The sequence below is a fragment of the Xanthobacter autotrophicus genome (assembly GCF_030015065.1).
In the GTDB taxonomy this organism is placed as follows: Bacteria; Pseudomonadota; Alphaproteobacteria; order Rhizobiales; family Xanthobacteraceae; genus Xanthobacter; species Xanthobacter autotrophicus_D.
In genome coordinates this window covers 1-387 of the sequence record NZ_JAIVFN010000568.1, presented here as the reverse complement: position 1 = coordinate 387, position 387 = coordinate 1, and the positions used below count along the sequence as shown (strand labels likewise).

1 protein-coding gene is annotated in these 387 nt (G+C 69.8%); it reads left to right on the top strand.

Going from position 1 to position 387, the window contains the following annotated elements; translation table 11 throughout:
- On the top strand, positions 1-267 hold a 267-nt coding region (locus K9U40_RS24545), incomplete at its 5' end, for a hypothetical protein (RefSeq protein ID WP_282892639.1).
- Between the last annotated feature and the right edge of the window lie 120 nt (positions 268-387).

Genomic DNA, 387 nt, shown 5'->3' with positions numbered 1-387 from the left:
ACGCATGCGGACGTCATGCGCGTGGCCCAGGCCGCGCTGCCCGCCGAGCGCCTGCGCTCCGCGGTGCTGTTCGACGTGTTCCGCCCCAAGCGCGGCAAGGACGACGCCGAGGCCGTGGTCGGAGGCTTCGCGCCCGGCGAGAAGAGCTTCGCGGTGCGGCTGACCTTCGGCGACGGCACGGCGACGCTGACCGAGGCGGAGATCGACGAATCGGTGCAGGCGGTGCTGCAGCAGCTGCAGCAGCAACTGGGAGCGAGGCTGCGGTGACGATGACCTTGACCAACACTTCCAAGGGGGCGGACATGATGGAACTCGCCGTGGAGAGCCTGGAGACGCCCGCGCTCACCAAGGCGCAGCTCGCCGAACTGCTGTTCGACCAGATCGGCC